This is a genomic window from Acidovorax sp. SUPP950 (assembly GCF_030158935.1).
GTDB lineage: Bacteria > Pseudomonadota > Gammaproteobacteria > Burkholderiales > Burkholderiaceae_C > Paracidovorax.
The window spans coordinates 221,971-246,199 of record NZ_BQXE01000002.1 but is presented as its reverse complement, the minus strand read 5'-3'; the positions used below and the strand labels follow the sequence as shown (position 1 = coordinate 246,199).

Genomic DNA, 24,229 nt, shown 5'->3' with positions numbered 1-24,229 from the left:
ATTTTTTATAGCAAAACAGGGCAGACAGGCCGGAGTCACCGGCCGCCGCCCCGGGGCGCGAAGCCCCGCCCGATCAGTAGCGGTAGGTGTCGGGCTTGTAGGGGCCGCTCTTGCTCACGCCGATGTAGGCGGCCTGCGAGTCCGTCAGTTCGGTCAGCATGGCGCCGACCTTCTTCAGGTGCAGGCGCGCGACCTTCTCGTCCAGCAGCTTGGGCAGCACGTAGACCTTGCCGGCCTCGTAGGCATCGGGCTTGGTGAAGAGCTCGATCTGCGCGATGGTCTGGTTGGCGAACGACGACGACATCACGAAGCTCGGATGGCCCGTGCCGCAGCCCAGGTTCACCAGGCGGCCCTTGGCCAGCAGGATGATCTTCTTGCCGTCCGGGAAGGTGATGTGGTCCACCTGGGGCTTGATCTCTTCCCATTCGTACTTCTCGATCGACGCGACGTCGATCTCGTTGTCGAAGTGGCCGATGTTGCAGACGATGGCCTGGTCCTTCATCTTCACCATGGTGTCGTGGGTGATGATGTCCTTGTTGCCTGTCGTCGTCACGAAGATGTCGGCCTTGTCGGCGGCGTAGTCCATCGTCACCACGCGATAGCCTTCCATGGCGGCCTGCAGGGCGTTGATGGGGTCGATCTCGGTGACCCACACCTGGGCCGACAGCGCGCGCAGCGCCTGGGCGGAGCCCTTGCCCACGTCGCCGTAGCCGGCCACCACGGCGACCTTGCCGGCGATCATGACGTCGGTGGCGCGCTTGATGCCGTCCACCAGCGACTCGCGGCAGCCGTACAGGTTGTCGAACTTGGACTTGGTGACCGAGTCGTTCACGTTGATCGCGCGGAACAGCAGGGTGCCCTTGGCGGACATCTCGTTCAGGCGGTGCACGCCGGTGGTGGTTTCTTCCGTCACGCCGATGATCTCGGCCGACTTGCGGGTGTACCAGGTCGCGTCTTCCGACAGTTTCTTGCGGATGGCGGCGAACAGGATGCGCTCTTCCTCGCTGGCACCGTTGCCGGCGACCAGGGAGGCGTCCTTCTCGGCGCGCTGGCCCAGGTGCATCAGCAGCGTGGCATCGCCGCCGTCGTCCAGGATCATGTTGGGGCCTTCGCCCGCGCTGCCCTTGGGCGCAAAGTCGAAAATGCGGTGGGTGTAGTCCCAGTAGTCTTCCAGCGACTCGCCCTTGATGGCGAACACCGGCGTGCCCGTGGCGGCGATGGCGGCAGCGGCGTGGTCCTGGGTGGAGAAGATGTTGCACGAAGCCCAGCGCACGTCGGCGCCCAGGGCTTTGAGCGTTTCGATCAGCACGGCAGTCTGGATCGTCATGTGCAGCGAGCCGGTGATGCGCGCGCCCTTGAGCGGCTGGCTGGCCGCGAACTCGTCGCGGATGGCCATCAGGCCGGGCATTTCGGTCTCGGCGATGCGGATTTCCTTGCGGCCCCACGCGGCAAGGGAAAGGTCGGCGATGGCCTGGTCGGCCTGGGGCTTGAGAACTGCGCTCATGGTTTTCTCCGGTAAAGAAGGTAAAAAACCACGCATCGGAGGGGAATGGCTCACTCACCGCACAAGAAGCGTGGGCGAGCGTCGTTGCAAAATGATGATCCGAGCCTCGCGTCCCTGCCGCACACCGGGCACCGGGGGTAAAGACGCTGCAACGCTCCTCGGAAAGCGGCGATTATAAGGATATCGCGCTTCGCGCCCATGCCAGCGCGCCGACCGTGGCACGCTACAGAGCAGAGACCGGCATGGATTCGAGGTGCCGGCATGACAACAAGACAACCAGCGATACGCCCGCAAAGGGCCAGAAGAACCCAGAGACAATGTCCACACAGCACCGGGGCAACCTGTTCGATCTGATGCGGATCTGCGCGGCGAGCGCGGTGATCTTCAGCCACCACTTCCACATCACGCACACCGCGTCGCCCACCTGGCTGCATTCCGACATGGTGGGTGGCGTGGCGGTGATGACGTTCTTCACGATCAGCGGCTACCTCGTCACCCAGAGCTGGCTGCGCCAGCCCAAGGCGCTGGCGTTCCTGTCCAAGCGGTTCCTGCGGATCTGGCCCGGGGTGCTGTTCGCCGTGCTCACCAACGTCTTTCTGTTCGGGATCTTCTTCAACTCGATGCCGGCCGCGGACTTTCTGGCCCACCCCGATACGCTCGGCTACTTTCGCAACCTGCTGCTGATCAGGGACTACCCCTACCTGCCGGGCGTGTTCGAAAACAACCCGATCAAGCACCTGATGAACGGGCCCTTGTGGACCATCCCGATAGAAAGCCTGTGCTACCTGGTGCTGGCAGGCGCAGGGTTGCTGGGCGTGTTCCGGTCTCGCTGGCTCGCCGGCCTCGCCGCTGTGGCCTATCTCGCGTTCTTTCTCACCGCGCGCAATGCTGACCTGACCGGCGAGATGCAGCACTGGTTCGAATACCCCGCCTACTTCACCTATGGCGCGCTCATCGCCGTCTTCCGCGATGCATTCCAGGCCCGCTCCGGCCGGCTGCTGCTCCTGCTGGCGCCGCTGGCCGCCGTGCTCTTCTTCGGATTGCAGATGGAGCACACAGCGGGCCTGCTCCTGCTGCCGCCGCTGCTGATCCATATCGGCTCGCTGAACGTGCCCGCGCTGGCCTTCCTGCAGCGCGGCGGGGACCCGTCGTACGGCATCTATCTGTACGGCTGTCCGGTGCAGCAGTCGGTGTATGCGCTCTGGCCCGATCTGGCGTTCATTCCGAGTCTGCTGCTGTCGGTGGCACTGGCCGCCGTGGCAGGCTATGCCTCCTGGCATCTGGTGGAATCGCCAGCGCTGCGGTTCAAGCGGTGGTTCCAGCGGACGCCCGTGGCGCCCCAAGCGGCTCCCTGACCCCTGCGAGGGGCCAAGGCGGCGGCCCTGGGGCCGGGCCGGGGCGGTCCCACCGAGGTCCGGCATGGGGGCCGCCATTAGAATACGGCCACTTTTCCGCGGGCGCCCTCCGCGGCGGCACGCCAGCGCGCCGGCCCTGGCGCCCGTACTTCGGCCCACCCGCGTGCGCCGCGCCACTCACCAAAAAACACTGTGTCCTACGTCTCCGAAACACGGCGCCGCCGCACCTTCGCCATCATTTCCCACCCGGACGCGGGCAAGACCACGCTCACTGAAAAGCTGCTGCTGTTCTCGGGCGCGATCCAGATCGCCGGCGCCGTCAAGGGCCGCAAGGCCAGCCGCCACGCCACCAGCGACTGGATGGAGATCGAAAAGCAGCGCGGCATCTCGGTGGCCAGCTCGGTCATGCAGATGGCCTACCGCGACCACGTGGTGAACCTGCTGGACACGCCGGGCCACAAGGACTTCTCGGAAGACACCTACCGCGTGCTCACCGCCGTCGATTCGGCCTTGATGGTGATCGACGCGGCCAACGGCGTGGAGGCGCAGACGCGCCGCCTGATCGAGGTCTGCCGCCAGCGCGACACGCCCATCATCACCTTCGTGAACAAGATGGACCGCGAAGTGCGCGAACCGCTGGACATCCTGGACGAGGTCGAGCGCGAGCTGGGCATGCCTTGCGTGCCCATGACCTGGCCCGTGGGCCAGGGCAAGGGTTTCGGCGGCATCATCAACCTGCGCACGCAGGCCATGACGGTGTTCGAGTCGGGCAGCGAGCGCCGCCCGCAGGACTTCGAGACCATTCCCCTGTCGGACGCCGCCAACCTGCGCGCGCGTTTCGGCAGCGAATTCGACGCCGCCATCGAGAGCATGGAACTCGCCGTGGGCGCCTCGCCCACCTGGGACCACGAGGCCTTCCTCGCCGGCAAGCAGACGCCGGTGTTCTTCGGCTCCGGCGTGAACAACTTCGGGGTCATGGAAGTGCTGGATGCGCTGGTGGACCTGGCCCCCTCGCCGCGTCCCCGCCTGAGCAGCCTGCAGGTGAACAAGCAGCCGGTCGAGAAAACCGTGCAGCCCGAAGACCAGAATTTCTCGGGCGTGGTGTTCAAGGTGCAGGCCAACATGGACGCCAACCACCGCGACCGCATCGCCTTCGTGCGCGTGGCCTCGGGCCGGTACACGCCGGGCATGAAGCTCAAGGTGCAGCGCACCGCCAAGGAACTGCGCCCCACCAGCGTGGTGACCTTCATGTCGCAGCGCCGCGAGGCGGTGGAAGAGGCCTATGCCGGCGACATCATCGGCTTCACCACCCATGGCGGCGTGCAACTGGGCGACACCATCACCGACGGCGCCAGCCTGCAGTTCACCGGCCTGCCGTTCTTCGCGCCCGAACTGTTCATGACGGTCATCCTGAAGAACCCGCTGCGCACCAAGCAGCTGCAGCAGGGCCTGGCCCAGCTCGGTGAGGAAGGCGCGATCCAGGTCTTCAAGCCCGACGCCGGCGGTGCCATGCTGCTGGGCGCGGTGGGCCAGTTGCAGTTCGAAGTGGTGCAGCACCGCCTCAAGACCGAATACGACGCCGACGTGCGGCTGGAGGGCTGCCAGTACACCGGCGCCCGCTGGATCACCGCCGACAGCCCGGCCGACCTGCGGGCGTTCACCGACGCCTACCCGCTGCGGCTCGCGCACGACGCAGCCGACACGCTGGCCTACCTGTGCACCTCGCCCTACGACGTGCGCCTGGCCCAGGAGCGGTTTCCCAAGATCCATTTCCACCCGTTGCGCGAGCACGCCGGCCTGGCGCTGCAGGCCGCCGGTTGAGCGCAGACCATCGCCCGGCCGTGGGAGCGACGCTGCCATCTCCGTCCATTGCCCGCGCGGTCCGCGCCCCGCGGGATGGCTGGCGGGCAGCCACCCCGTTCCTGGTGATCTGGAGCGCCCTGATGGCGCTGTACGGCACCTGGCTGATGGCCTTCTGGCCCGGCATCCTGGGCGAGGACTCGGTGTCCATCCTGCTGGAGGTGGAGCGCGCAGGCGACTTCCGCTCCGGCAAGACCGTCTTCTGGTACTACTTCGTGCGCCTGTTCTACGAAGGCACGCGGCGGGTGGAGGTGCCCGTGGCGGTGCTGCTGTGCCTGTGCGCGCTGATCTTCGCCCGCATGCTCGCGTGGTACTGGCGGCAGGGCCTGAGAAAGAGCTTCGCGGTGGTGCTGGTGCTGGTGTGCCTGGCGCCGCACATGATTTACTTCATGGGCACGCTGTACCCGGACGGCATCTTCGCCGTGGCGTCCTGCGGCCTGCTGTTCGAGCTGTGGCTGGCCGCCCGCCAGCGCACGATGGGCGCGGCCTCGCTGGCCATGGTGGCCGTGGCGCTGCCCTTCGCGGCCTTCGCCCGGCCGAACGGCATCGTCTTTCTGCTGCCGGCGGTCGCCGTGCTGCTGGTGCTGGAGCGCCGCAGCCGCTGGACGCTGGCGGCGGTCATCGGTGCGGTGTGCGCGGCGATGTTCGCGGGCCACCAGCTGCATCCGTCCAGGACACAGGAAGCCGTCTATCCCATGGTGGTCTTCGAGACCGTGAACTTTCTCAAGCCCCGGGCCATGAACCGCCTGTGGGACCAGTATCCCCACATGAACGATCCCTGGGTGCTGGACCGGCCCAAGGTGTCGCCCGCCACGATCGAGATGCTCGGGCGCTACCGCCCCCTGCCGCAATTGCAGGCCTATGCCGACCCGGCGTACTGGGACATGCTCGTCTTCCACCCCGAGGGACCGCAGGTGCAAGGCCTGCCGCAGCCGGACCAGAAGGCGCTGGTGCGTGAATTCCTCACCTACAACCTCTGGCAGAACCTGCCCGACTTCATCGCCAGCCGGGTCAACGTCTTCCTGGCCGCCGCGCTCGCGCAGGGCGGCTTTCCCTCCGTGACCTACGCCACCTACGTGCTGCAGCGCACGCAGGGGGTGTCGGTCTTTCGCCAGTTCGACCTGCGCGGCGTGGAGCGCCGCTTCAGCGCCCTGCAAAAGGCCAGCCATGCATGGCGGTGGCTGCTGTGGACCCCTTGGCTCGGCATGCTTTTGCTGGCGTGGGCCCTGTGCCGGGGCATCGCCCGGCGCGACCTGCCCCTGCTGATCGTGGCGTTGCCCATGGCCGTGCAGCTGGTGGCCATCTTCCTGCTGTCCACGGCGGGCGAATACCGTTACCTCCTGCCGTTTTTCACCCTGCCCCTGGCCCTGCTTCCCGCTTTCGCCTTGCGCCGCCCCGGCCCGGCCCGCTCCGTGTCGGCATGACACGCCCCCAGCCTTCTCACCATGTCCCTTTTACTCACGTCCCTGACCCTGTTGTGCGTGCTCGGCATCTCGCTCGGGCAACTGCTGTTCAAGAAGGCCGCCATGATGCTGCCGGCCCAGCCGGTGCTGACCGACTGGATCTTCAACGGCTGGCTCATCGTCGCCCTGGCGCTCTACGGCGTGACCACGCTGCTGTGGATCTGGGTGCTGCGCAGCGCACCGCTGCACCTGGCCTATCCGTTCATGGGCCTGGCCTTCCTGATCGTGCCGGCGCTGGGGTGGCTGTTCCTGGAAGAGCCGCTGCATCTGCAGACCTTCATCGGGGGCGCGCTGATCCTGGCAGGCATTGCCGTGGCGGGGAGGGCTTCGGCATGACGAAGCACACCATGAGCGTCGCGGTCGCCATCCCCTGCTACAAGGTCACCCAGCATGTGCTGGAGGTGATCCGCACGATTCCGGCCAGCGTGTCCCGCATCTACGCGGTGGACGACGCCTGCCCCGACGGCAGCGGCGCCTTCGTCCAGCAGCACTGCACCGACCCGCGCGTGCAGGTGCTGTTCAACCCCGAGAACCAGGGCGTGGGCGGGGCCGTGGTCACGGCCTACCGCCAGGCCGTCGCGGACGGCATCGACATCGTGGTCAAGATCGACGGCGACGGCCAGATGAACCCCCGCCTGCTGCCGCTGTTCGTGCGCCCCATCCAGGACGGCCGGGCCGACTACACCAAGGGCAACCGTTTCTTCCGGCCCGAATCGGTGCGCGGCATGCCCGGGATGCGCCTGTTCGGCAATGCCGTGCTGTCGTTCATGACCAAGCTCAGCTGCGGCTACTGGTCCATCATGGACCCGACGAACGGCTACACCGCCATCCACACCAGCGTGCTGCGCGAGCTTCCGCTGGACAAGCTGGAGCGCCGCTATTTCTTCGAGACCGACATGCTGTTCCGCTTGAACACGCTGCGGGCGGTGGTGCGCGACGTGCCCATGGACGCCGTGTACGCGGACGAAGAATCGAACCTCAAGATCGGCAAGGTCCTGCCCGAATTCCTGAAAAAGCACGCCTCGCGCCTGGCCCGGCGCTACGTGTACAGCTACCTCGTGCGCGACTTCAACGTGGGCTCCATCTACAGCCTCTTCGGCATGCTTTTGCTGCTGGCGGGGGGCCTGTTCGGGGCGATGCACTGGATCAACAGCGCCTACGGCACCCATCCGGCCACGAGCGGCACCGTGATGCTGGCGGCGCTGCCGGTGCTCATCGGCATCCAGTTCCTGGTGGCGTTCCTGCACTACGACGTGGGCAGCGTGCCCACCGAGCCCCTGAGCACCTACCTGCATCCGGACGACCTCGATGCCGCCGCCGATCCAGCCGGGAAGGCCGCGCCATGAGCGTCTCCCCAGGCCACATCGCTCCCAACGACAGCCACACCCTCGCACCGTCCGAGCGCGCCACCCTGCACTGGATGCTGTGGGGACTGGTCGTGCCCCTCATCTTCTACGCGGCGCGCACGGTGGAAGTGCTCACGCGGGTGGAAATCCCGTTCGACTCGCTGCACACCTACCTGCCGCTGGCGCGCCAGTTGCTGGAGGATGCAGCGCAGCTGTTCAGCGATCCGAAGATGCTCAAGGTGGCGCCCGGCGCGGTCGTCTACATGGCGCTTTCGGGGGCGGACCCGGTGGCCGTGAAGGCGGCGAATCTCGCGATCTCGCTCGTGGCGCTGGTGCTCACGTTCGATGCCGCACGCAAGATCGGCGGCCGCGTGGCCGCCGCCGCCGCGGCCTGGCTGTTCGTGCTGCCCCACATGCTGGTGGAGGCCGGGGCGGTCCTCATGGGCGAAGCGCCCTTCGTGTTCCTGGTTGCCGTGTGGCTCTGGGCCACCACCTATGCGGTAGACACCACGGCCGGTACGCGCGCAGCGCGCTGGCGGATCGGCGCCGTGGTCCTGGCGGGCCTGGCCCTCGCCGCGGCCACCCTGACCCGCGGGACCTACATGTACTGGCTGCCGTTCGCCGTGGTGGCGTTCTTCGCCGCATCGCGCAAGCTGCAGGGCGCGCAACGAGGCGCGGCCGTGCGCATCGCGGCGGTGCACCTGATCGCCCTCGCGCTGGTGGGCGCCTACATGGCGCGGCAGAACGAGGAATTCGGCCGGCCCATTGTCGCCACGGGCACAGGCGCGGCGCTGTACTTCGGCAGCAACCCCGTGCTGTCCGGCTACGAGCCGCCGTACTTCGGACTGGTCCATGATGAGTCCACCATCACGGACGGACAGGGGCACCTTTCGATCGAGGGCGACCGCCGCCTGATGGCCGTGGCCAAGACCATGCTGCGCGAAACGCCCTTCCCGGTGCTGGCGCAGATGTACGTGCAAAAGCTCGGTGCCGTGCTGTTCTTCAGCCGCGCGCACCTGGACCGCCATGTCATGAACGACCGGTCCTGGCGCGTGGTGCTGGTGATCCTGGCGTGCCTGGGTGCGTGGGGCGGGCGCCGGCACCTGATGGTGTGGATGGTCACCGGCGCCGCGGCCTACCAGTGCGCGGTGCATGTGCCGGTGCTCTACAACCCGCGCTACAGCATCAGCGCGCTCGACATCCTGTTCGTGCTGCTGGCCGCACAAGGCGTGGCGATGCTGTGGCGCCAGCCACGCCGGGGCATGGCCCTGGGCGGCGCCCTGGTCACCATCGTGGCGGGCATCGGGCTGGGCTACTACCACCTGCGCGCCAGCGCGCCGCTCATGCCCGACCTGAGCCTCGGGCACCCCGTGCTGCTGCAGATGGCCGAGCCTGGCACGGTCCAGACCCAGGGGTGGGAGGGCGACCCGTTCGCGGCCGAGGTGCCCATGGCGTCCGGGAAAGCCCTGGTCGAGTGGCGCGCGAAGGCCTTCAAGATGGATGGCATCTCCATCCTGCGGCTGCCGCTGGAGCGCCTGGAAGGCCAGTGCCAGCGCCTGTGGGTGGGCTACACCCGGCCCGACGGTGCCGCACGCGCCAGCCTCGTGCGCCTGGACGGACTGAAGGCCGGACAGGACATCACCTGGGGCACGATGCCGCTGGTGATGCCCGGCCCGCCAGGGCGCCTGACGATGGAGTTCCACTGCAAGCCGGGCACGCGCATGCAGTTCGGCGAGCTGGGTTTGTACGAGGCCAGCGAAGGACGTTTCTACCGGGAAAAAGCGCTCAGCCCACCCTGAGGCTCCGCTTTTTCCCAGCCCCCACCGGGGCCCTTCTGCACGGCCGGACATGGCCTTGCAGTTCTTTTCCTTGACGGACACTCTGCCATGCGCTTTTTCAACGCTCACCGGATTCTGGCGGCGGCACTGTCCCTGCTGGGAGCCGCTGCGCACGCGGACACCGCCCCCCGCCCGGCGCGCGCGCCGTTCATCGTCGCCCCGACCATCGTCGGCACGATGGTGTGCGACGAGGCCGCCAGCGACCCGCGGATCAAGACCTACGAAGCCGCCATCGATCTGTGCCGCGCGCGCAAGCGCACGGGCGCGGCAGCGATCAACCGCCTGCTCGACACACTGGAGCCCGGCGGCCCGCGCGGTCAGGTGCAGATCGGCTTCACGTCCACGCTCCAGCTGCTGGCGCTGTACCGCAGGACCGCTACGGGCTGGGAGATCGACACGGCGCGGGTCGATGAATTCCTGCAGCTCGTCGCCGATGTGAAACGCCCCGTCGTGCTGTACCTGGCCGGGGACCATTTCGACTCCGCCGGCCCCCTGACCGACGAGCTGGAGAAAGACCCGCGCAACCTCATGCAACTGCCCGGGGGCAAGCCGCTGGAGCTGGGCTATTTCGGCTACCGCATCGCGCCCTACACGCTGGAGACGGATGCGAGCATTCCGGTCAACCGCTACCGCTACGAGGCCCTGCGCTACGTGGCCCGGCGCATCAAGGCCCTGCCTGCGGAGCAGCAGCAGCGCATCGTCGCCATCACGCTCGCGGGCGAACTGCACCACCTGTTCCCTGATTTCGAACACGGCATGGGCGAGTACCAGAACATCCGCACCACCGACTACAGCCCGGCCTCGGTGGCGGGCTTCCAGGCCTACCTGGCCAGGCAGTACGGCAGCATCGCGGCGCTGAACCGGCAGGCCGGGACGGCCTACGCCGCGTTCAACACCGTTCCCGCCCCGTCGCACGATGTGAGCCGCGAGCCGGCCAGCAGCCTGGGCGAGCACTACGACGCCTTTGCCGACGGCACCCTGCCGCTCTCCGGCTGGCTGTGGGACCCCGCAGGCCGCGTGACCGGCCTCGACCTGTACCTGGATGCGCGCTACATCGGCCCGGTGGCGCGCGGCTACAACCGGCTGGACGTGTACCGCGCGCTGGACGAGGTCACCACGCCGAACGTGGGCTTTCGCACCGACGTGGACTTCAGCGCCCTGCGCCCCGGCAAGCACATGGCGCAGATCGTGGCGCGCGTGGGCGGAGCGCGCTTCGAGGTGGCGCAGACCGAATTCACGGTGATGCCGCGCGACCGCCGCGTGGCACCGCCCAACCGCCGCCCGCCGGAGGTCTTCGGCATGAAAGCCGCGAGCGAGTTGCCCGGCGTGCGCTCGTGGCTCGACCTGCCCAAGCCGCAGCAGGGCGTGCTGTTCAATCCGCTGGCGCGGGACTGGAACCGTTACCGCGAGCAGCAGGTGGCGCGGCTGCTGGGCGAGTTCCACCGCATCGCCTCGAGCGAAGGGTTGCCGGCCGACAAGCTGTACTCCCACCAGATCGTGCCCAACGTGAACTCCTCCTGGAACCCGCAGCTCTTCGCGGCGGACCAGACCCTGCACGGCTCGCTGCCCTGGAAGCACGGCATCAACCTGTATGGCGGCGCCACCGACAGCGACTGGGTGCGTGGGTTCCTGGCCGAACGCAAGATCGCCGACTACGGCGTGCCCGAATTCAATCCACAGCAGTGGAAGCGCGACGGCGCCCACCTGGCGGCCATGCAGTCGCACTACGCCGGCGGCGCGCGGTTCATCAGCCCGTACTACTTTTCCGTCATTCCGAACCGGTTCAAGGGCAGCGCCGAAAACGGCGTGAACCGCATGGAGCTGGGCCCGGACAACACGAAGGACGGCTCCGACCGCTTCTACCGGGCCATCATCGAGTTCGCCAAGCGCTGAGGGCCTGGGGACGCCCCCGCGGGCGGCCCAGGCCCTGATCGCGCGTCCCCCTACTTTCCGGCCACGCCTTTCCCTGCCACCGCCATGCCTTCGCCCTCCCCCCTCCCCGCCACCTTGCAGCCTCTGGCCGCTTGGCAGCCGCCGGCCACCCTCGCCGGGGTGTTCACCGACATCGACGACACCCTCACCACCGATGGCGCCATCACTGCCGATGCGCTGGCCGCCATCGCGGACCTGAAAGCGGCGGGCCTGCATGTGATCCCGATCACCGGGCGCCCCGTGGGCTGGAGCGAGCCTTTCGCGGCCGCGTGGCCCGTGGACGCCATCGTGGCGGAGAACGGCGCGGTGGCGCTGGTGGCGGAGCGGAACCAGAATGCCCTGGAGCGCAATGAAAATGCCGGCATCGTGCTATCGAAATGGTATCAACAGGATGCGCCGACGCGGGCGGCCAACTACGCGCGGATGCAGGCCGTGCTCGCGCAGATCGAGCGCGAGGTGCCGGGCGCACGCCGCGCCACCGATTCCGCCGGGCGCGAGTGCGACATCGCCATCGACCACAGCGAGTTCGTGCACCTGCCGCAGGCCGCCATCGACCAGGTGGTGGACCGCCTGCACGCGGCGGGCATGCATGCCACGGTGAGCAGCATCCACGTCAACGGCTGGTTCGGGACACACAACAAGCTGGAGGGTGCCCGCTGGATCGTGCGCGAGCGCCTGGGGCGCGACCTGGACGCCGAGATCGACCGATGGGTCTACGTGGGTGACTCCACCAACGACCAGCTGATGTTCGAGCGCTTCGCCCACAGCGTGGGCGTGGCGAACGTGGCGCGCTTCGTGCCGCAGCTGCGCCACCGGCCGCGCTACGTCACCCGGGGCGAGCGCGGCGCGGGCTTTGCCGAGGTCGCGCAGGCCATTTTGGGTGCGATGGGCCGCGTGCCCTAGAAAATATTGCCCTTGTAGCTATTATTTTCATAGCAAATCAATCCATCGCAAGCGGCGCTCCATCCCGGTGCGCGAGGGACTACAGCGGCTTGCCCAGGCCCAGCTTTTCCACCAGCGCCTTCTCGCGCGTGAAGGTGTCCTGCGCGAACTGGCGGTAGCGCGCGCTGTCCATGTAGATCGGCACCATGTCGTATCGCGCCAGCGCGGTGCGGTAGGACTCCTGGTCCATCGCCTGCTTGAACGCATCGTGCAGGCGCCTGACCACGTCCGGCGGCGTGCCCTTGGGCGCGCCGATGCCGAAGGGCGAGTTCTGCACCACGTCGATGCCCAGCTCCTTGAGCGTGGGCGCATCGGGGAATTTCGCCAGGCGCTCGGCGCCCCAGGTGTTCAGCACGCGCAGCTTGCCCGCCTCGACCTGCGGCGCGAAACCGGTGGAGTCGGCCGCGGCCATGATCTGCCCACCCAGGATGGACTGCATCAGGTCGGCACTGCCCTTGTACGGCACGTGCAGCAGTTGCAGGCCCAGTTGCTGCGCGGCCAGTTCCATGGTGAGGTGCGGGCTGGTCAGCGTGCCGGTGGAGCCGTAGCTGAGCTTGCCGGGGTTGGCCTTGGCATAGGCCACGAAGTCCGCCCAGGTCTTGAACGGCGAGTCGGCCGGCACCACCACGCCGAAGGCGTAGCCCGTGACGTTCAGCACATAGGTGATGTCCTTGACCGGGTCCCAGTTGATCTTGGTGGTGTAGGGCATGCGGAACACGCCCAGCGGGATCTGCGCCACGGTGTAGCCGTCGGCCGCCGAGGACTGCAGCAGCTGCGCGGGCAGCGTGCCGCCGGCGCCGGGCTTGTTGTCCACGATGACCGGCTGGCCCAGCGCCTTGCCGGCGCTGTCGGCCAGCACGCGCATGGTGATGTCGGTGGGTCCGCCGGCCGGGAAGGCGATCACCAGCTTGATGGGCCGGGCGGGGAAGGATTGGGCACGGGCGGTAAGGGCGGGGGCGGCCAGGGCCGCGGCCCCGAGCTGCATGAGATGGCGGCGCTGCATGGTCGGTCGGTTCTCGCAAAGTAAGCAACCACCATTGCAGCGCAGCACAGCCCCATCCCTGCAGGCCGGAAACCCTGAGGCCCTGTCGCGCACGCGTCATGCAAGGCTCCAAAGCACCGGTGCCGGGGCCCGGTGCGTTCGTCCTACATGGGGCGACGGGCGGAACCGACACGGCGGCGCGGGGTGCCCGCTTAACGTCACCCCCGGCGCACGCGACTTCCAGCGTGCCGCTTCCCAGCCCCAACCCCCGCACATCCGGCCGCAGGCCATGCCCGGGAACTGCCTATTCAAGAGGAATGGTCATGCCCAACCAACGCCACGCGCCTGTTTTCCTGGGGGTGCTTCTCGTCGTGATCGGCCTGGCCATCGGCGTCGGCGGGGTCTGGCTCATCGCCCTGGGCGGCTCGTGGTACTACCTGCCCGCGGGCCTGGCCACCCTGCTCGCCGGCTGGATGCTGGCCCAGCGCAACCCCGCCGCCCTGTGGGTCTATGCCGGGCTGGTGCTGGTGACGCTGCTGTGGTCGCTGTGGGAGGCCGGGCTGGACTGGTGGCCGCTTGCTGCACGGGGCGACGTGTTCTTCGTGCTGGGGGTGCTGCTGCTCACGCCCTGGGTGTCCCGCGGCCTGGTCTCGCCATCGCAGCGCGGCCCGCGCCGCGCGCTGGGCGTGACGCTGGCGGCCTTTCTGGCCGTGGCCGTGGCCTCGTGGTTCCATGACGCGCACGACGTACCCGGCGCCTTCGCCGCGCATGCCGCCCCCACCCCCACCACGGCGGTGCCCGCCGCGGCTGGCAGCCCTGGCGACAACGGCGCCATCCCGCCCGGCGAATGGCATGCCTACGGCCGCACCGGCGAGGGCCAGCGCTACTCCCCGCTGGGCCAGATCACCCCCGACAACGTTCGCGGCCTGGAGGTCGCCTGGCAGTACCGCACCGGCGACGTGCGCGGCGAGCCCGGCGATCCGCAGGAGACGACCTTCGAGGTCACGCCGCTGAAGGTCGGCAACCGCCTGTACCTGTGCACCCCGCACCAGTCGGTCATTGCGCTCGACGCGACCACCGGCGCGCAGGTCTGGCGCTACGACACCCAGGTGCAGGGCAAAGGCGAACTGGCGCTGCAGCACCTGACCTGCCGCGGCCTGTCGTACCAGCCGCCCGAGCCGGCCACCGCCGGCGCCGCGGCCGTTCCGACGGCCGCGCCAGCGCCCTCTTCCCCACCCGCAGCCAAGCCGGCCACACCCGTGCCGGCCTCGGCACCCGCCCTGCCCACGGCGTCGTGCGAAGGGCGTTTGTTCATGCCCACGGCCGATGGCCGGCTGCTCGCGCTGGACCCGCGCACCGGCGGCCTGTGCACCGATTTCGGCAACGGCACCGGGCAGATCGACCTGTGGACCGGCATGCCCAACCGCCGCCCCGGCGCTTACTACTCCACCTCGCCCGCCGTGGTCACGCGCGATCTCGTCATCATTGGCGGCACCGTGCTGGACAACGCCTCCACCAAGGAGCAGTCCGGCGTGATCCGCGCGTACGACGTGCACACCGGCGCGCTGGTGTGGAACTGGGATTCGGCCAAGCCCGAGGCCACCGCGCCCATCGGCCCCGGCGAGACCTACACCGCCAATTCGCCCAACAGCTGGTCGATCTCCAGCGTGGATGAAACCCTGGGCCTGGTCTACGTGCCCATGGGCAACCAGCCGCCCGACCAGTGGGGCGGCCGCCGCAGCCCCGAGGTGGAGCGCTATTCGTCCTCCGTCGTCGCGCTCGAGCTGGCCACCGGCCGCGTGCGCTGGCACTTCCAGACCGTGCACCACGATCTGTGGGACTACGACGTGCCCGCGCAGCCCAGCCTGGTGGACCTGACCGTCAAGGGCGAGCGCGTGCCCGCGCTGGTGCAGCCCACCAAGCAGGGCGAGGTCTTCGTGCTCGACCGTCGCACCGGCACCCCCATCCTGCCGGTCACCGAGGTGCCCGCCCCCCAGGGCGCCGCCGAAGGCGACCGCACCGCGCCCACGCAGCCCAAATCGGCCCTGTCGTTCGACCCCGCACCGCTCACCGGCGCGGACATGTGGGGCGTGACCCTCTTTGACCAGCTCATGTGCCGCATCGCGTTCGAGAAGCTGCGCTTCGAAGGCCGCTTCACCCCGCCCTCCACCCGCGGCACCCTGGTCTATCCCGGCAACTTCGGCGTGTTCAACTGGGGCGGCGTGGCCGTGGACCCGCAGCGCGAGATGGCGTTCACCACGCCCACCTACCTGGCCTTCACCTCGCAGCTGATCCCGCGCACCGACGACACCACCTTGCTGGTCCAGCCCGGCGGCGCGCCACCGCACGGCATGCTGCCCGCGCTGAACGAAAACGTGGGCGCGCCTTTCGCCGTGCGCCTGAAGCCCTTCGTCTCGGTGCTGGGCATTCCCTGCCAGGCGCCGCCCTGGGGCTACGTGGCCGGCGCGGACCTGACCACCGGCAAGATCGTCTGGAAGCACAAGAACGGCACCGTGCGCGACCTGGCTCCCGTGCCCGTGCCGTTCAAGATGGGCGTGCCCAACCTGGGCGGCCCGGTGACCACGGCCGGCGGCGTGGCCTTCCTGTCCGGCACGCTCGACTACTACGTGCGGGCCTACGACGTCTCCAATGGCAACGAGCTGTGGAAGAGCCGCCTGCCCGCAGGCGGCCAGGCCACCCCGATGACCTATACCGGGGCCGATGGCCGGCAGTACATCGTGGTGGCGGCGGGCGGGCACGGCTCGCTCGGCACGCGCACGGGGGACTGGCTGATCGCCTACGCCCTGCCGCGCACCTGACGAGGCTTTGAGACAAAAAGGCCTCCAGCGCAATCGATACTAGGGCATATAGCTATTATTTTTATAGCAAACTGCCCGGGTCCTTTGGGGGATGGACCGCTCCCTCAGGCACCCGCAGCGGCGGCGCATCGCAGCCGATGCCGGCCGCGATCCAGCGCCGGGCCAGCGCGCGCATCAGCCGCACGGCCCAGGCGCTGCGCCAGCCCGTGACCTCGCCGGGGTCCGCGACCATGCCGCAGACATAGCGGCCCGGTGCGGCATCGCCCCCAGCGCCTTCTTCGCGCCAGCGCAGCGCCGCACACGGGCCATGCCGGCGGCGCGACACCAGCATGCCCAGCGGGCAGGGCTCGGCCAGGCAGCACAGGCCGCAGCCGTTGCAGGGCGCGCCTTGCGCCGGCTGCGGCGGGGCCGAGGGGTGCAGGTGCACGACCTGCCAATCCGGGCCATGCGCTCCCGCACGGGCATCCACCTCCCGACCCGCACCAGCGCCTGCACGCGCGCCGCCAGCGGCTGCATCGTCGGCCTGAACGTCATCGGGCAGTGGCATGGGCAATGGGAATCCAGGAAAGGCGGGCAATGCGCACGCAGGGGAAAAGGGAAGCGGACGGCCGCGAACCACCGCCCCATCCGCCAGGGCGCCCCATTGTTGCGCTGCCCCGCCCTCCCTGCCCGGATGCCCATGAAAAAAGCGCCCCGGGGGGCGCTTCTCGTTCGTGCCCTGCTGCCGCCGACAGGGGCGCAGGGGCTCGGAGGCTCGCAGCGGATCAGTGCTGCAGGATCTTGTTGAGGAAGTCCTTGGTGCGTGGCTGGCGGGCATCCGGGTTGTTGAAGAAATCGTCCTTGGAGCAGTCCTCCAGGATCTTTCCGCCCACGTCCATGAAGATCACGCGGTTGCTGACCTTGCGCGCGAAGCCCATTTCGTGGGTCACGCACATCATGGTCATGCCTTCGTTGGCCAGGCCCACCATCACGTCCAGCACTTCGCCCACCATTTCGGGGTCGAGGGCGGACGTGGGTTCGTCGAACAGCATCACGATGGGGTCCATCGACAGCGCACGGGCAATCGCCACGCGCTGCTGCTGGCCGCCCGACAGCTGGCCGGGGAACTTGTCCTTGTGCGCCGACAAGCCCACGCGGTCCAGCATCTTGAGGCCGCGCTTCTTCGCCTCGTCCGCGCCGCGGCCCAGCACCTTGACCTGCGCGATCGTCAGGTTCTCGGTCACCGACAGGTGGGGGAACAGTTCGAAGTGCTGGAACACCATGCCCACGCGGCTGCGCAGCTTGGGCAGGTTGGTCTTGGGATCGTGCACGGCGATGCCGTCCACGAAGATCTCGCCCTTCTGGAAGGGCTCGAGCGCGTTGATGGTCTTGATCAGCGTGGACTTGCCGGAGCCCGAAGGGCCGCACACCACCACGACTTCGCCCTTCTGGATGGAAGTGGAGCAGTCGGTCAGCACCTGGAAGCTGCCGTACCACTTCGAGACATTCTTCATTTCAATCATTGCTATTTCCTCACTCTTTCCGCTCAGCGGATGATGGCGATTTTCCGGTGCAGGCGCTTGACGACCCAGGACAGTGCGAAGCACATCGCGAAGTACACGACGGCTGCCAGCAGGTAGGCCTCGATCGGCCGCCCGTAGTTCTTGCCCGCCGTCTCGAAGCCCTTGAGCATGTCGTAGGCACCGATGGCGTAGACCAGCGAAGTGTCCTGGAACAGGATGATGGTCTGCGTGAGCAGCACGGGCAGCATGTTGCGGAACGCCTGCGGCAGGATCACGAGCTTCATGTTCTGGCCGTAGGTCATCCCGAGCGCCTGGCCCGCGAACACCTGTCCGCGGGAGATCGACTGGATGCCGGCCCGCATGATCTCGCTGAAGTACGCGGCCTCGAAGGCGATGAAGGTGATGATGGCCGACAGCTCCGAGCGGTAGCTCGTGCCGATTCCGCCGGGCAGGGCCGCGTAGAACGAGGCCGGCACCAGCAGGAAGAACCACAGGATCACCATCACCAGCGGGATGCTGCGCATGCCGTTGACGTAGAACGTGGCCGGCGCGTCCAGCCACTTCTTGCCCGACAGGCGCATCAACGCCAGCACGGTGCCCAGCAGGATGCCGCCGACCGTGGCGATCAGCGTCAGCATGATGCTGAAGTAAAAGCCCTTGACGACGAACTTGCTGATGATGTCCCAGCTGTAGAAGGAAAGGTCGAGATTCATCATGTCAGTGGCCTCCCCCCGTGCCGCCGGACACGATCAGGCCGGGAACGCGCGTGCGCTTTTCGATGAAGGCCATGATGCGGTTGATGGCGAAGGCCGAGATCACGTACAGGCCCGTCACGGCCAGGTAGATTTCGATGCCGCGCGAGGTCTCTTCCTGCGCCTGCATCGCGAACATCGTCAGTTCGGCCACCGACACGGCGAAGGCCACGGACGAGTTCTTGAAGATGTTCATCGTCTCGCTCGTGAGCGGCGGAATGATGATGCGAAATGCCATCGGCAGCAGCACGTAGCGGTAGTACTGCACGGTGGTGAAGCCCATGGCCATGCCCGCGTAGCGCTGGCCGCGCGGCAGGGCCTGGATGCCCGCCCTCACCTGTTCGGCGATCCGCGCCGAAGTGAAGAAGCCCAGCGCCAGCACCACGAGGATGAAGCCCGAGACGCCCTTGAGCACCGGAAAGATCGCCGGCAGCACGTGGTACCACAGAAAAATCTGCACCAGCAGCGGAATGTTGCGAAACAGCTCGACCCAGGCATTGCCGAAGCCGACCAGCACCTTGTTGTCGGGCAGCGTGCGCAGCGTCCCGACGATCGATCCCATCACCAGCGCGATGACCAGGGCCAGCAGGGCCACCGACACCGTCCAGCCCCAGGCAGAGAGCATCCACTGGAGGTAGGTCGGGTATTCACCCCCTGGGTCCTGCAGGAAGACTTGCCAATCCCAATTTGATCCCATGGGAAATCCTTCTCAAATCTCGTTGTCTTCAAACTTGGCGCCCCATCCCGGGCATCCCTGCCGGGGAAACAAACAAACGCCCACCGTCAGGTGGGCGTTTGCCGCATGCGAGCGCCGGGCGCTCAGTCCTTGGTGGCGTACTCTTCCATGGGCTTGTCGTTGGGGTTCGCCCAGGCGGCCTTCGTCGCTTCGCTCACCGGCAGGCCGATCTTCACGTTGTTCGGAGGCACGGGCTGCATGAACCACTTGTCGTACAGCTTGGCCATGTCGCCGGACTTGATCTGCGCCTTGATGCTGTCGTCCACGGCCTTCTTGAAGGCGGGGTCGTCCTTGCGGATCATGATCGCGATGGGTTCCACGCTCAGCACTTCGCCGACGATCTTGAAATCGTTGGGGCTCTTGGACTTGGCGATGTTGGAAGCCAGGATCGAGCCGTCCATGATGAAGGCGTCAGCGCGGCCGGATTCCAGCAGCAGGAAGCTGTCGGAATGGTCCTTGCCGAACACTTCCTTGAACGTCAGGCCTTCGGCGCGCTTGTTCTTGCGCAGCGTCTGCACCGAGGTGGTGCCCGTGGTGGTGGCGATGTTCTTGCCGTTCAGGTCCTTGATGCCGGTGATGCCCGAATCAGCCTTGACGGCGATGCGCACTTCTTCGACATAGGTCGTGACCGCGAAGGCGACGTCCTTCTGGCGGGCCGCGTTGTTGGTGGTGGAGCCGCACTCGATGTCCACGGTGCCGTTTTGCACCAGGGGGATGCGGTTTTGCGACGTGACGGGCTGGTACTTGACGTCCAGCTTGGCCAGGCCGAGCTGCTTTTGCACATCGGCGATCACCTTGGCGCACACGTCGTAGTGGAAGCCCGTGTACTTGCCGTCACCCAGGGTGTACGACAGGCCGGAGGATTCGCGCACACCTTCGGTGATCGTGCCGGAGGCCTTGATCTTGGCCAGCGTGTCATTGGCTTGCGCGAATGCGCTCCCTGCAGCCAGGGCGGTGATGGCGACTGCCAGCAAATGCTTCTTCATCAGGATCTCCTTAGAACTTACGGATACAACGGAAACAATCATTCTAGATATTGGCACGGAGTGAAATTCGCCACCATGCCGAATACCCGGAACATCGGGTCAGCGCAGCTAAAAAACGGCGCTCAAAACGGAACCTGATCGGTGGGATAGCGCCAGAAATCCCGCAAGAGATAGCTCACCGGAAGATTGAGCGCGCGGTTGGACGGCGGTATGGGCTGGGCGAACCACTTGTCGTAGATGGGATAGATCTCGCGGCTGGTGATCAGCCGGCGCATCTCGTCGTCCACCACCTTCTTGAACGCAGGGTCGTTCTTGGGCAGCATGATCGCCAGGGGCTCGGTGGTGATGAACTTGCCGACCACCTTCAAGGCGGCCGGATTGGGGCGGTTGGACGCCAGGCCGTAGAGCAGCACGTCGTCCATCGCGAAGGCATCGGCCTCGCCCTTTTCCACCATCTCGACGGCCCGGGCGTGGTCCGGGGCTTCGACGATGTTGATCTGCAGGAGCCGCTCGCGGTTGATCTGCTGGACCGCCTTCAAGGGCGTGGTGCCCTTGGTGGACACGAGCTTCTTGCCGCTGAGGTCTTCGATGCGGTCCACGTTGCTCTGGGCCGGCACCAGCAGGCGGGCGCCGGTGATGAAGTGGGGCACGGTGAACGCCACGACCTGGCGGCGTTCGGCATTGTTGGTGGTGGAGCCGCACTCCATGTCGGCGCGGCCTTTCTCGATGGTTTCCATGCGGTTGGCCGAGGTGACCGGCACGAATTCCACTTCCATGTCCTTGCGGCCGGTCTTCTTGCGCACGACCTCGGCGATCCGCTGGCACAGCTCCACCGCGTAGCCCAAGGGCTTGCCGGCGTCCACATAGGAAAAGGGCACCGAGGATTCCCGGTAGGCCAGCACCAGCTTGCCGCCTGCGGTGACCCGCTCCAGTACCCCCTGCGCGGAGACAGCCATGCCCCAGCACAAGGCGGCAACGCCCCATACGGCCTTCCAATGGAATGTTTTCATGGCTTGTCTCAAAGTTCGTAAGTTCTAACCTGAGCAAACACCGTGCCAGGCCGGGCGTCTCTGTTGGGCGAAGGCTTGTGCACTTCGCTCCGGACGCCGGGACGGAATGTACGTCCCGTCACACGGTCTTTCCAATGCCAAATGCACGGTGGAATATGCATTTGACACATAACCTGACCCTGCGGTCAAAGGGGCTTGTCCGTACTGTGGGCCTGCAGGTAGGTCCACAACGACTGGGCGATGCCCTTGGAGGGTTCCTTGCCGGACGGCTTTTCGCGGTAGGCCCGCACTTCCATCGCCATCTGCAGGTCCTCCACGCCCGGGGGCGCCGCACTGACCAGGCGGCGCGAGCGCAGTTCCTTCTTGACCGCGCTGTGCGGCAGGAAGGCCACTCCGTGCCCCTCGACCGCCATCGCCTTCAGTCCCTCGGCCATGTCGGTTTCATAGACGCGGTCCAGGTGGATGGCCGTGCCCGACTGCTTGAGGATCAAATCCGTCACGCGGCCCAGATAGGCCCCGGGTGCATACCCCAGGTAGGGCAGCGGCTCGCCCGCGCGGCCCGGCAGGCTGAACAGCGGCTGGCCGTCGGCATTGGCGCGCGAATAGGGCGAGAGGATTTCCTGGCCCAGGGTCACCATTTCATAGCGGTCGGCGTCGAGCTGGAAGGGCTGCGAGGGATGGTGGTAGGCGATCAGCAGGTCGCACCCACCCTCCACCAGGCGCAGCACGGCATCGTGCACGTTGAGCGCGATGAGGCGGCTCTTGACCGGCCCGAAACGCTCGCGCAGGCTCGACAGCCAGGCGGGAAAGAACGTGAAGGCCAGCGTGTGCGGCACTGCGAACTCGATCATGTCCTTGCCGGCGCTGGTGTGGGCCCGCAGCATGGCGCGGGTGTTCTGCATGGCCTGCAGCATCTCCAGCGCTTCCTCGTAGAGCGTCTTGCCCGCGGGCGTGAGCCGGGTCGGGTAGGAACTGCGGTCCACCAGATCGGTGCCGGCCCAGGCCTCCAGCGCTTGGATGCGGCGCGAGAACGCCGGCTGGGTCACGTGGCGCAATTGCGCTGAACGGCTGAAGCTGCGCGTTTCCGCGAGGCTGACGAAATCCTCGAGCCACTTGGTTTCCATGGCGCGCATTATCGGGGGCCGCGCGTGCCTGCGGCGCAAGGCCCCTTGGGGAAACCCTGCACCGGACCCTGCCACGTTTGCTTGCAAAATGGCTTCGGCGCTCCGAGCGCCGCCCCGTCCGGGCCCCTGGCGCACAAGGCCGGCGGGCAGAGTGACCCGCATCGCCACGTTGTCCGTTCTCTCGACCCTCTGCCTCCCATGTCCTCACTTCCCCCGTCCGGGCCCGCGCCCCACGACGCGGCACGGCCTGCCGCACCGCCCGACGACGCTCCCCGCTCCCTGCGCATCGAAGACTGGCTCACCGTCATCGTGATGGCGGCGCTGGCCCTCATCACCTTCGCCAATGTGCTGGTGCGCTACTTCACCAACTCCTCCTTCGCCTGGACCGAGGAGATCTCGGTCTTCCTCATGATCGTCCTGGCGCTGGTGGCGGGCTCCGCCGCGGTCGCGCGCGACCAGCACATCCGCATCGAATGGTTCGCCGAGGGCGGCTCGGCCGCGCGCCGGCACGTGCTGGCCCGCTTCGGTGCACTGATGGTGGCGCTGCTGTTCGGCGCGATCGCCGTGCTGAGCGTGCGGGTGGTGTGGGACGACTACCGCTTCGGCGAGACCTCCCCCGGCATCGGCGTGCCGCAGTGGTGGTACTCGGTGTGGCTGCCGCTGCTGTCCGCACTGATCACCTGGCGGGCGGTGGGGCTGTTCATCCGCCGGGGCCGCACGGCCTCCTCGGCGGGCCGGCAGGACACCTCCGCATGATCGCGACCCTGCTGTTCGTGGCGTTCCTCGCCATGATGTTCGTGGGCGTGCCCATCGGCGCCGCGCTGGGGCTGGCGGGGGTGGCGGCCATTGCCCTGGCCAATGCCGACAGCCAATGGTTCGGCCTGCTGGCCGTGCCCCAGAACTTCTATGCCGGCCTGGGCAAGTACCCGCTGCTGGCCATCCCCATGTTCGTGCTCGTGGGCTCGATCTTCGACCGCTCCGGCGTGGCGCTTCGGCTCGTGAACTTCGCCGTGGCCATCGTGGGCCGCGGCCCGGGCATGCTGCCCCTGGTGGCCATCGCCGTGGCGATGTTCCTGGGCGGCATCTCCGGCTCGGGCCCGGCCAACGCGGCCGCGGTGGGTGGCGTGATGATCGCGGCCATGTCGCGGGCGGGCTATCCGGGCTCGTTCTCCGCCAGCGTGGTGGGCGCCGCGGCGGCCACCGACATCCTGATCCCGCCCTCCGTCGCGTTCATCATCTATTCGGTGCTGGTGCCGGGCGCCTCGGTGCCCGCGCTGTTCGCGGCCGGCATGATTCCCGGCGTGCTCGCCGGCATCGCGCTGATCGTGCCCGCGGTGTGGCTGGCCCGCCGGCACAAGATGGGCGCGCTCGAATCCTCCATGCCACGCCCGCCGTTCTGGCGCAGCCTGCGCGAAGCCTCCTGGGGCCTGGCCGCGCCGGTGCTGATCCTGGGCGGCATGCGGGCGGGTTGGTTCACCCCCACCGAGGCGGCCGTGGTGGCGGTGTTCTACGGCCTGTTCGTGGGCATGTGCATCCACCGGACCATCCGGGTGCGCGACCTGTTTCCCATCCTGCGCGAGGCGGGCGAGCTCTCGGCCGTGATCCTGCTGGTGGTGTCGCTGGCCGGCATCTTCGCGTTCTCGCTGTCCACGCTGGGCGTGATCGATCCGGTGGCCAAGGCCATCGTGAACTCGGGCCTGGGCGAATACGGCGTGATGGCGCTGCTGATCCTGCTGCTCATCACGGTGGGCATGTTCCTCGACGGCATCTCGATCTTCCTGATCTTCGTGCCGCTGCTGCTGCCCATCATGCAGCACTACCAGTGGGACCCGGTGTGGTTCGGCGTCATCCTCACGCTCAAGGTCGCCCTGGGCCAGTTCACGCCGCCGCTGGCCGTGAACCTCATGGTGTCGTGCCGCATCGCCGGCGTGCGCATGGAGTCCACCGTGCGCTGGGTGGGGCCGATGCTGCTGGCGATGTTCATCGTCATGGTGCTGGTCATTGCCTTCCCGCAACTGGCGCTGTGGCTGCCCGCCCGCCTGGGCTACTGACCCCATCGACCCCACCGCCCCCTTTTC

The 24,229-nt window shown here is 67.6% G+C and carries 20 protein-coding genes and 1 riboswitch; of the genes, 11 read left to right on the top strand and 9 right to left on the bottom strand.

The genetic code is table 11. The annotated features are described in order from the left end of the window. Nucleotides 1-73 precede the first annotated feature (73 nt). A complete protein-coding gene (gene ahcY / locus AVME950_RS10370; RefSeq protein ID WP_284413776.1) occupies nt 74-1,504 on the bottom strand; it encodes an adenosylhomocysteinase in 1,431 nt (476 codons plus the stop codon). Between the two features lie 69 nt (nt 1,505-1,573). After that, a riboswitch (S-adenosyl-L-homocysteine riboswitch) is annotated at nt 1,574-1,670 on the bottom strand. A gap of 151 nt (nt 1,671-1,821) precedes the next feature. On the opposite strand from ahcY, the gene AVME950_RS10365 reads away from it, so the two are divergent. The 8 genes from AVME950_RS10365 (at nt 1,822) to AVME950_RS10330 (ending at nt 12,201) form a co-directional block, all read left to right on the top strand. After that, nucleotides 1,822-2,859 (top strand): acyltransferase family protein, encoded by a 1,038-nt coding sequence (locus AVME950_RS10365; RefSeq protein ID WP_284429752.1) that lies wholly within the window; start codon nt 1,822-1,824, stop codon nt 2,857-2,859. A 192-nt stretch (nt 2,860-3,051) separates the two neighbouring features. Then, nucleotides 3,052-4,680: a peptide chain release factor 3 gene (locus AVME950_RS10360; protein WP_284429751.1), complete on the top strand. Its 1,629-nt coding sequence runs from the start codon at nt 3,052-3,054 to the stop codon at nt 4,678-4,680. Further along, a complete protein-coding gene (locus tag AVME950_RS10355) occupies nt 4,677-6,143 on the top strand; it encodes a hypothetical protein (protein WP_284429750.1) in 1,467 nt (488 codons plus the stop codon). The genes AVME950_RS10360 and AVME950_RS10355 overlap by 4 nt, the downstream gene beginning before the upstream one ends. Before the next feature lie 21 nt (nt 6,144-6,164). Further along, nucleotides 6,165-6,518: a DMT family transporter gene (locus tag AVME950_RS10350; RefSeq protein ID WP_284429749.1), complete on the top strand. Its 354-nt coding sequence runs from the start codon at nt 6,165-6,167 to the stop codon at nt 6,516-6,518. An 11-nt stretch (nt 6,519-6,529) separates the two neighbouring features. Next, a complete protein-coding gene (locus AVME950_RS10345) occupies nt 6,530-7,528 on the top strand; it encodes a glycosyltransferase family 2 protein (RefSeq protein WP_284429748.1) in 999 nt (332 codons plus the stop codon). Continuing rightward, nucleotides 7,525-9,327 carry a hypothetical protein gene (locus AVME950_RS10340; protein WP_284429747.1) on the top strand — a complete coding sequence of 601 codons (1,803 nt, stop codon included), beginning with the start codon at nt 7,525-7,527 and terminating at the stop codon, nt 9,325-9,327. Before AVME950_RS10345 ends, AVME950_RS10340 begins: the two co-directional genes overlap by 4 nt. Before the next feature lie 87 nt (nt 9,328-9,414). Continuing rightward, nucleotides 9,415-11,259, top strand: coding sequence for a hypothetical protein (locus AVME950_RS10335; protein ID WP_284429746.1), 1,845 nt, complete (start codon nt 9,415-9,417; stop codon nt 11,257-11,259). A gap of 114 nt (nt 11,260-11,373) precedes the next feature. Beyond that, on the top strand, nt 11,374-12,201 hold the full coding sequence (locus AVME950_RS10330) for an HAD-IIB family hydrolase (RefSeq protein WP_502869406.1): 828 nt from the start codon (nt 11,374-11,376) through the stop codon (nt 12,199-12,201). A 79-nt stretch (nt 12,202-12,280) separates the two neighbouring features. Here AVME950_RS10330 and AVME950_RS10325 read toward each other — a convergent pair whose 3' ends face one another. Continuing rightward, nucleotides 12,281-13,243 (bottom strand): tripartite tricarboxylate transporter substrate binding protein, encoded by a 963-nt coding sequence (locus tag AVME950_RS10325; RefSeq protein ID WP_284429744.1) that lies wholly within the window; start codon nt 13,241-13,243, stop codon nt 12,281-12,283. A 302-nt stretch (nt 13,244-13,545) separates the two neighbouring features. Between AVME950_RS10325 and AVME950_RS10320 the strand changes: the two genes are divergently transcribed. Further along, nucleotides 13,546-16,041, top strand: coding sequence for a glucose/quinate/shikimate family membrane-bound PQQ-dependent dehydrogenase (locus AVME950_RS10320; RefSeq protein WP_284429743.1), 2,496 nt, complete (start codon nt 13,546-13,548; stop codon nt 16,039-16,041). 61 nt (nt 16,042-16,102) lie between these two features. On the opposite strand, the gene AVME950_RS10315 is transcribed toward AVME950_RS10320, so the two are convergent. From AVME950_RS10315 to AVME950_RS10285, 7 genes are all read right to left on the bottom strand, one after another. Next, on the bottom strand, nt 16,103-16,510 hold the full coding sequence (locus AVME950_RS10315; protein ID WP_284430233.1) for a hypothetical protein: 408 nt from the start codon (nt 16,508-16,510) through the stop codon (nt 16,103-16,105). A gap of 295 nt (nt 16,511-16,805) precedes the next feature. Then, entirely contained in the window at nt 16,806-17,543 is a 738-nt protein-coding gene (locus AVME950_RS10310) for an amino acid ABC transporter ATP-binding protein (protein ID WP_092745297.1), read from the bottom strand. A gap of 23 nt (nt 17,544-17,566) precedes the next feature. Next, nucleotides 17,567-18,259, bottom strand: coding sequence for an amino acid ABC transporter permease (locus tag AVME950_RS10305; RefSeq protein ID WP_272565133.1), 693 nt, complete (start codon nt 18,257-18,259; stop codon nt 17,567-17,569). A gap of 1 nt (nt 18,260) precedes the next feature. Continuing rightward, a complete protein-coding gene (locus tag AVME950_RS10300; RefSeq protein WP_272565134.1) occupies nt 18,261-18,992 on the bottom strand; it encodes an amino acid ABC transporter permease in 732 nt (243 codons plus the stop codon). Nucleotides 18,993-19,114: 122 nt separating this feature from the next. Further along, nucleotides 19,115-20,017, bottom strand: a complete 903-nt coding sequence (locus AVME950_RS10295) for an amino acid ABC transporter substrate-binding protein (RefSeq protein ID WP_284429742.1) — start codon at nt 20,015-20,017, stop codon at nt 19,115-19,117. A 122-nt stretch (nt 20,018-20,139) separates the two neighbouring features. Further along, complete coding sequence (locus AVME950_RS10290; protein ID WP_284429741.1) at nt 20,140-21,027, bottom strand: amino acid ABC transporter substrate-binding protein; 888 nt, start codon at nt 21,025-21,027, stop codon at nt 20,140-20,142. 185 nt (nt 21,028-21,212) lie between these two features. Further along, nucleotides 21,213-22,151 (bottom strand): LysR substrate-binding domain-containing protein, encoded by a 939-nt coding sequence (locus AVME950_RS10285; RefSeq protein ID WP_272565137.1) that lies wholly within the window; start codon nt 22,149-22,151, stop codon nt 21,213-21,215. Between the two features lie 198 nt (nt 22,152-22,349). Between AVME950_RS10285 and AVME950_RS10280 the strand changes: the two genes are divergently transcribed. Beyond that, the gene (locus tag AVME950_RS10280; RefSeq protein ID WP_284429740.1) at nt 22,350-22,907 is read left to right on the top strand and encodes a TRAP transporter small permease; all 558 of its coding nucleotides are present in this window, start codon (nt 22,350-22,352) and stop codon (nt 22,905-22,907) included. Further along, complete coding sequence (locus AVME950_RS10275; protein WP_284429739.1) at nt 22,904-24,202, top strand: TRAP transporter large permease; 1,299 nt, start codon at nt 22,904-22,906, stop codon at nt 24,200-24,202. The genes AVME950_RS10280 and AVME950_RS10275 overlap by 4 nt, the downstream gene beginning before the upstream one ends. Nucleotides 24,203-24,229: the final 27 nt, after the last annotated feature.